The sequence below is a fragment of the Flavobacteriales bacterium genome, from assembly GCA_013001705.1.
Lineage (GTDB): Bacteria > Bacteroidota > Bacteroidia > Flavobacteriales_D > JABDKJ01 > JABDLZ01.
In genome coordinates this window covers 1-7,540 of sequence record JABDLZ010000089.1, presented here as the reverse complement: position 1 = coordinate 7,540, position 7,540 = coordinate 1, and the positions used below count along the sequence as shown (strand labels likewise).

Annotated in this window: 8 protein-coding genes; 4 read left to right on the top strand and 4 right to left on the bottom strand. The window is 51.1% G+C overall.

From position 1 onward, the window contains the following. Together HKN79_03515 and HKN79_03510 are read right to left on the bottom strand one after the other, a co-directional pair. A partial coding sequence (locus HKN79_03515; GenBank protein ID NNC82621.1) for a CBS domain-containing protein occupies nt 1–428 on the bottom strand: 428 nt, incomplete at its 3' end. Between the two features lie 48 nt (nt 429–476). Next, nucleotides 477–1,466: an acyl transferase gene (locus HKN79_03510; GenBank protein NNC82620.1), complete on the bottom strand. Its 990-nt coding sequence runs from the start codon at nt 1,464–1,466 to the stop codon at nt 477–479. Between the two features lie 60 nt (nt 1,467–1,526). Here HKN79_03510 and HKN79_03505 point away from each other — a divergent pair, with 60 nt between their 5' ends. Continuing rightward, nucleotides 1,527–1,937 (top strand): hypothetical protein, encoded by a 411-nt coding sequence (locus HKN79_03505; protein ID NNC82619.1) that lies wholly within the window; start codon nt 1,527–1,529, stop codon nt 1,935–1,937. Here HKN79_03505 and HKN79_03500 read toward each other — a convergent pair. Together HKN79_03500 and HKN79_03495 are read right to left on the bottom strand one after the other, a co-directional pair. After that, complete coding sequence (locus tag HKN79_03500) at nt 1,927–3,636, bottom strand: hypothetical protein (GenBank protein NNC82618.1); 1,710 nt, start codon at nt 3,634–3,636, stop codon at nt 1,927–1,929. The genes HKN79_03505 and HKN79_03500 overlap by 11 nt on opposite strands. After that, on the bottom strand, nt 3,626–4,666 hold the full coding sequence (locus HKN79_03495; GenBank protein ID NNC82617.1) for a mechanosensitive ion channel: 1,041 nt from the start codon (nt 4,664–4,666) through the stop codon (nt 3,626–3,628). The genes HKN79_03500 and HKN79_03495 overlap by 11 nt, the downstream gene beginning before the upstream one ends. Nucleotides 4,667–4,762: 96 nt before the next feature. Between HKN79_03495 and lpxD the strand changes: the two genes are divergently transcribed. The 3 genes from lpxD to HKN79_03480 form a co-directional block, all read left to right on the top strand. Continuing rightward, nucleotides 4,763–5,806, top strand: coding sequence for a UDP-3-O-(3-hydroxymyristoyl)glucosamine N-acyltransferase (gene lpxD, locus HKN79_03490; GenBank protein NNC82616.1), 1,044 nt, complete (start codon nt 4,763–4,765; stop codon nt 5,804–5,806). Further along, nucleotides 5,803–7,209 carry a bifunctional UDP-3-O-[3-hydroxymyristoyl] N-acetylglucosamine deacetylase/3-hydroxyacyl-ACP dehydratase gene (locus HKN79_03485; protein ID NNC82615.1) on the top strand — a complete coding sequence of 469 codons (1,407 nt, stop codon included), beginning with the start codon at nt 5,803–5,805 and terminating at the stop codon, nt 7,207–7,209. The genes lpxD and HKN79_03485 overlap by 4 nt, the downstream gene beginning before the upstream one ends. Before the next feature lie 14 nt (nt 7,210–7,223). Further along, nucleotides 7,224–7,540 (top strand): acyl-[acyl-carrier-protein]--UDP-N-acetylglucosamine O-acyltransferase (locus tag HKN79_03480; GenBank protein NNC82614.1); only part of this gene is annotated, 317 nt, incomplete at its 3' end.

Genomic DNA, 7,540 nt, shown 5'->3' with positions numbered 1-7,540 from the left:
ACATCTTTCTGCGAGATCTGACCGATGAGCTTCCCCTCTTCCAATACGGGGAACCTTCGGATCTTCATATCTAAGAACTGCTTGGCTGCTTCGAAGATGTCCTTATCGGGCTCAATGGTCTTGACCTCGGCCTCCATATGATCGGCCACCTTCTCATTATCCTCTGGAGAATTGTGATACTTGGCTTTGACCACCTGTTTGAGACAATCCCCTTCGGAGATGACCCCCACCAGTCGACCGGTATCATCCACGACCGGACCACCGGAGATATTCCGTTTCACCAGTTCATCCATGACCTCTCTCACCGATTGATCGGGCCGGAAAGTGATCAGGTTCTTGGTCATGTATTGCCTGACGGTGATACTCTTACTTGGGCCCGGTTTGGTCTCGGAGACTTTGCGGGTCTTGAAATTCTCTGGTGCCTTCATGTGTCGTGATCTTGTGTTGCCCTAAGATAGTGAAATCCACCTCATCTGTCATATCAGCAGGCTACAGCCCCGGATGTCACTGTGGTCGAATCGGCCCAATATCTCGAAGGATTCATCCCTATGCAACCTGCCCAGATCATCGCTAGCGATGAAGGGACAGGAATATATATTGGCCAGATCCAGGATATCCACCCCACCTGTGCGGCCATCCCCCATCCGCTCTCTGGGGTCGGTGGTATTGCGTACCAGCACCTTCATCCACGAGGGCGATTCGAAACGCCCATCTCTCCGGGCATAGGCTTGGGAACAGAGTTCGGTCATGCCGTACTCGCTGTGTATATACTTCACACCGAATCCCGCCTGCAATCGCAGGTGTACTTCCTCCCGTATCAGCTCCTTCCTTCTCCCCTTCATCCCTCCGGTCTCCATGACGATCAGATCAGGAAAGGACAAGGGATGGCCTTCCACCAGATCGAGCAAAGCATAGGTGGTCCCTATCAGCAGGGTGCGTTGCCCTTTAGCATGTAAGTCTTGCAGGGTCTTTCTCAGTTTAGCATGATCATCTAGGATGAACTCACTCTGTGGATGCCCTGAGCGATCGATCAGCTCATGGACCATGTAGACCAAGGAAGAATCGCCCTGCTCGATATAATTAGGCAATAAGGCCAATATGCACAGGTCTGATACCGGTCCGTAGACCCGCTCGAATCCCTGCATGAAGCTCTGCTCATAGATGGAGATATCGGCCAGATGATGCTTGGATCGTGTCTGTCCTGTAGTACCGCTGCTCATGAAGGTCTTCTCTACCTCCATATCCTCCAGCATCACTTTATGATACTTGAATGCGCTGATCGGCAGACAGGGTATCTCTGTATAATGCTCCGGAAGCACAGGGTCTAGGAATTGGATGAATTGTTTGTATACCGGATTGAGGATCAGGTGGACGTAAAATATCCGCAGCGCCAGGTCGTTGAATTCATGATCATTGGAGATCTGAAAGACCTCTTGGTGCAGCGCTCTGATCTTCGTGATACTCATTAAGTAACTTTGCTGATGATGACAAAGGCTATAAAAGTAGGTCTTGGGTTGATAGTAGTCATGGCATGTTTCTATGCCTGTGACAAGGATAATTCCTTTCCCCCGACCCCTTACATCGAGTACGAGGGCGTGGAGTTGATCCCGGATACGGCCATCATCCAATTGTACTTCCGCGATGGCGATGGGGATATCGGCTCATTGGACAGCGATGGATGTCCCCCTTATGATATCTACTTCGATTATGAAGAAATGGTAGATGGCGAATGGACTCCGGTCGATCGCGATTACAACTGGTGTGTCAACAGTCTCACTCCTCAAGGTCAGGACAAGACATTGGAAGGGGACATCTTCGTTTCTGCCAGTCTGGTGAGTTTATCTGAGAATCAGGACAGCATACGCTTCATCTTGCACCTGCGTGACCGTGCGGGTAATGAGAGCAATGCCGTGACCACCCCCCTTATCACTCCCTGAGCATCTCCACACTTCGGAAGACCGGATACCGGTCATGTCCCTCCTCATAGTATTCCGAGCTGCGATAGATGTAGATCAATTGGCCCCACATACTTTTCGCAAAGGCCTCGTCTTCTTCCTTCTTTTTCAAGAACTCGGACTTCAGTTCGGGATCCTTATTCAAGATATCCAAGGCCATGTCTTCAAAGACATAGGGTGAGAACCATTCCTTCTGTTGCAGTACCGCATCGAAGAATCCCCATGCAAAGAAGGAATCCTTGGCCCGTGGTTCGAGTACATTGACCAAGTAGCGTTTGGCTCGCTGCCGGGTAGGTACGATATAATCTCCTTTGAAGAAATTCACCTCCTGTTTCTCAGTGCGCGTTATCACCTCACTGTGCAGATAATGCCCCTCATAGGGCCGCTCGGAGCTTTCAAAAGATTCGATATAATAGCTCTCCACCACGATGGAAGTATCCTGTTCCAATCGTTGCATCTCCACTCCATTCCATTCCAAGCGCTCGATCACCTCTGCCCAGGCCTGAGGGATATAATAGTAGTCAGGTATCACCACCTCATCGCTTCCCAAATAGTTTCTCCAGTAGGGAATCTTCCCTTCCCAGATACGCGATCGGTCATAGCGTATACGCTCCAGACCGGTGACCTCACTGGTGAGGTATTCCACTTCGAATCCTCTGAAATCGATGGAATCGACAGTGAGGGTATCCAGCTCAAAGTCCAGGTGCATTTTACCGAGTGAGAGCGTATTTCTGTCTGCCTTCTGCTTGTTCTTGACCAAGGCGGTGTTGTGGTCCGAGCTATATCTCGTCACTCCTAGAAGGAAATGATAGGTGGCCAGTACACGGTCCCTGTAGGGTTTCAGCATGTGGGCCTCTGTGGTGAAACCGTAGCAGTTGAAGAGTCCAGCATATCCGGTGCTGTATCTGGGCCAATCGGGGAATTCCACGATACCCTGCTCAGGGGTCCGCCCGACCAGATTCATATAGGGGACCATGGGATAATGCGGTTCCATAGCCTCATAGAGGGCTTCGGCCAGTGGGCGGTCATAGGTATGGGCCAGGTGCTGATCGATCATCTGCGATTGACTCTGGATCAAGGTCATGGTGTAGGGGTAGTCTGCACCGTTGGAGGTATGCGTGTCCACCAGGATCTCTGGGTCCAATTCATGGAAGATGCGGTAGAAGGTGCGGGCATTCCGGCTATCTGCCTTGATGAAATCTCGATTAAGATCCAGATAACGGGCATTGCCACGGAACCCCTGCTCTATAGGGCCCTCCTGATTGGCCCGCGTACAGCAGGAGCGGTTCAGGGCGCCACCCACATTGTACATGGGGATAATGGCCAAGTTGATCCGGTCCAGAATGGGCGAGTCCTCGCGTAGGAGTTGTTCTACGAGCATCAAGGAGGCATCTACCCCGCAGGATTCTCCGGGATGTATGGCATTATTGATCAAGACCGTGGGTAGATTCTCGCTCATTGAACCGGCCGTGAAGAGATGTATCGGTCGTCCACTATCGCTCGGTCCCATCTCACGAAGCTCACATTTCAGATAGGTGTCGGTCAGATGCGTATACGCCTCTATGACCTCATCATGGGTGAGGGAGTATCCATCTTCATATTTCAATTCCAACTGGGCGGCCAAGGGTCCACCGCTTAGCATCACCGTCAGAAGGACTAGAAGTTTGGAATTAGTTGTCATCTTTTGAATCAGCATTCTTGCGTTTCTTCAGTAAGAGGTCCTTCATCTGGCGATAAACTTCCAACTCTTGATTGAGATTCAGATCGCCATCTCTCTCATCCACCTTTGCTTCCAACTCACCGATCTTCACCTCCAATTCCTTGATGTCTAGCTTTTCTTTCTCAAGCCGCTCAGCCAAGTCGGCCTTGTCGAAGATGATCTTCTCCACCGCACCATTGTCCTCATCCACAGCATGTGATAATGCTGGGATGTATACCTTTTCTGTGACCACGCGCTGATTCATGAAAGTAGGTGAGACGATCTCTATATCCGCTTCATGCAGGGCATCCAGCATGGCTTTGTACAGCTTTGATTTCATGCTGAGGATGCTATTGATATCCTCCAGTAGTCCATGCACCTGATACTCCACGGAGAAATCTCCCAGACCGAGTATGAAGACAAAAGGGTTTTCTAAGCCTACGGATTCGGCCGCTTTGAGCAGGGCCTCTTCAGCATCTTTACGCTGGACGTCATATCCCAGGGATACCGATCCGGTGAGAATGGTCCCAGAAGGGCGTATGACCTTCACTGGTTTAGTGGCCAAGAACAAGTTGGGGATGGTCTGCAGGTTGCGGTCCTCTGTCTGGATCTCGGTGTGGAAGAGACGCCTATCAGTCACCTTACCGAAGTAATTCTCTGTACGTATGAAATCCCCTACCTGGAAATGGTTCACGATACGCATCATCAAAGCGGCCAAGGCATTACCGAAAAGCGTGGTCGAGCTCAGGGCCAATGCGGCAGATACAATGATGCCTATAAAGCTCAATATCTGACCTTTCATCTCATCACTGATGGGCAAGGCCATGAGAATGATGATACTCCCGAAGAAGGCGAGAAGGGCCAAGACCAGTCTGCGTATGGTCACGAATTTGCTCCCAGCTGGGAACTGCCGTGTGAGCAATCGATGGGCGAGAAGATAGACCACGCATACGATGAGCACGGCCAGTGCACTCCCTCCTAGCCCTTCTACAGATTCCAGAAATTGCTCCATGAATCAAATGTAATCAATAGCCCCACCCTCCTATCCACTCACCGCTCGTACAAGAAATGGGCTGATCCAGTGCCCATAACTCCTATTTTTACGTCCATGGAATTCAGCGCAGGCGAGATCGCCCAATTACTACAAGGTTCGGTAGAAGGCGATCCTGAAGTCAAGGTCAACGACATCTCCAAGATAGAGGAAGGTAGACCCGGCACGCTCACTTTTCTGGCCAATCTCAAGTATCAGGAGCACATCTACGACACCGGGGCATCTATCGCTTTGGTCAATGCGGATTGGAAAGCAGAGCGCGACCTCCCGAATTCCCTCACCTTGATACGCGTAGCAGATGCTTACTCCAGTCTGGCCACCCTGCTAGATGCCTATAACAAGAGCCAGCGCGTGGAGCGCCACGGAATAGAATCCTCAGCAGTCATCCACGAGAGCGCACAGGTGGCGGATGATGCTTACATCGGTGCCAATTGTGTCATCGGTCCCAATTCTACAGTCTCCTCGGGTGCAGCGATCATGGCCGGCACGGTCATCCATCACGATTGCAGCATTGGAGAGAAGACCCGTATCGAATCCAATTGTACTATCTATGATCAGTCTGAGATAGGCAAGGAATGCATCATCCATGCAGGAGTGGTCATCGGAGCAGATGGATTTGGATTTGCTCCTAGAGGGTCGGGATACGATAAGGTACCTCAGATCGGAAAAGTGATCATCGAAGACTTCGTGGAGATAGGTGCCAATACCTGCATCGACCGAGCGACCATCGGAGCCACGGTCATCAAAGAAGGCGTCAAACTGGATAATCTCATCCAAGTGGCCCACAATGTGGTGATCGGGGAGAATACCGTGATCGCTGCTCAGACGGGTATCGCAGGATCGACCAAGATCGGTAAGAACTGCATGATCGGAGGTCAGGTGGGTATCATCGGGCATATAGAGATTGCCGATGAGGTCAAGATAGCGGCACAATCGGGTATCGGCCATGCCATCCCAGAGAAAGGGACCATCATGCAAGGTTCACCGGCCATTGCCAATCGGGATTTCAAGCGCGCTTACGTCAATTTCGTAAAATTGCCGGACCTCAAAGAGCGTATCGTGAAGCTGGAGAAGCGTCTCGATTCCGAAAAAGACCTATGAGCGACAACCAAAAGACGCTGAAAGCCCCCATCCGATTCAAGGGTATAGGGCTTCATACCGGGCAGATGGTAGAGATGACCATCGAACCTGCCGAAGCCGACTCAGGATTCAATTTCCAACGGACCGATCTAGAAGACGGACCGGTCATACCCGCTCTCGTGGCCAATGTAGTGGACACAGCGCGGGGAACTACCATTGCCAAAGGCGAAGCGCGTATCTCAGTGACCGAGCATGTGCTGGCCGCCCTCTATGGAATGGGTATAGATAATGCCCTGCTCAAACTCGATGGCCCAGAAGTGCCCATTCTAGATGGGAGTGCGCAACCCTTCATCGAAGGGATACGCTCTGTAGGGATCGAAGAGCAATCGGCAAAGAAGAACTACTTCTGCATCAAGCGGAATCTCTATTACGAGGATGAGGATGGCTACTCCGAGATGTTGGCCGTGCGCACTCCGGGTGAAGAGTTCAGGGTGACTGTCATGGTCGATTATAATTCCCCTGTGCTCGGCACGCAGCACGCCAGCATGTATCATCTGGAAGAATTCGAGACCGAGATCGCCAGCTGCCGGACCTTCGTATTTATGAAAGAACTGGCCGCACTGGCCAAAGCAGGACTCATCAAAGGCGGTGACCTGGACAATGCCATCGTATTGGTAGAGCGTGAGTACAGCGATGAAGAGATCGCTGATATACTCGAGGCCATAGGTAGACCTGAACTGAAATCGGATGTCAAAGTTGAGGGTATCGGGGTCCTCAATACCGTTCAGCTCAAGTACGAGAATGAGCCGGCACGCCACAAGCTATTGGACATCATAGGTGACCTGGCATTGGTAGGCAGGCCCATCAAAGGCCATATCCTCGCAGCACGACCCGGACATCGTTCCAATGTGGAATTCGGGAAGATGATCCTCGAAGCCATCAAGAAAGAGGAAAAAGAGCCCACTTTCGATCTCAGCAAAGAACCCGTGTACGATATCAATGCGATTGAAGCCATGCTGCCTCATCGCTATCCTTTTCTCTTGATCGATAAGATCATCGAGATCACCGAGGAGACCATCATCGGGGTCAAGAATGTGACGATGAACGAACCCTTCTTCCAAGGGCATTTCCCTCGAAATCCAGTGATGCCGGGAGTACTTCAGGTGGAGGCCATGGCCCAGGTAGGAGGCATCTTCGCCCTACACGATAAGGAGGACCCGGAGAATTATACCACCTATTTCCTGAAGATAGACAAGGTGCGATTTAAGCAGAAGGTCATCCCGGGAGACACCATCGTATTTGCCTTGAAACTATTGAGTCCCATACGCAGGGGTATCGTACATATGAATGGCAAGGCGTATGTGAATGGCAAGGTGGTCAGTGAATCAGAGATGATGGCCCAGGTAATCAAGGATCAAGCATGAGCGGAATTAGCCAAATGGCCCAGGTACATCCCGATGCCCGCATTGGTAAGGATGTGACCATCGAGGCATTTTCTTCAATAGCTGCTGATGTAGAGATCGGAGACGGGACATGGGTAGGTCCGAATGTCACCATCATGGATGGCGCGCGTATCGGGAAGTCATGTAAGATCTTCCCAGGAGCGGTGATCAGTGCCATACCGCAGGATCTCAAATTCAAAGGGGAAATGACCACCGCGGAGATCGGTGACAACAGTACTATACGTGAATGTGTGACCATCAACCGGGGTACTTCTGATCGTATGAAGACCCAAGTCGGTAGTGGATGTCTGCT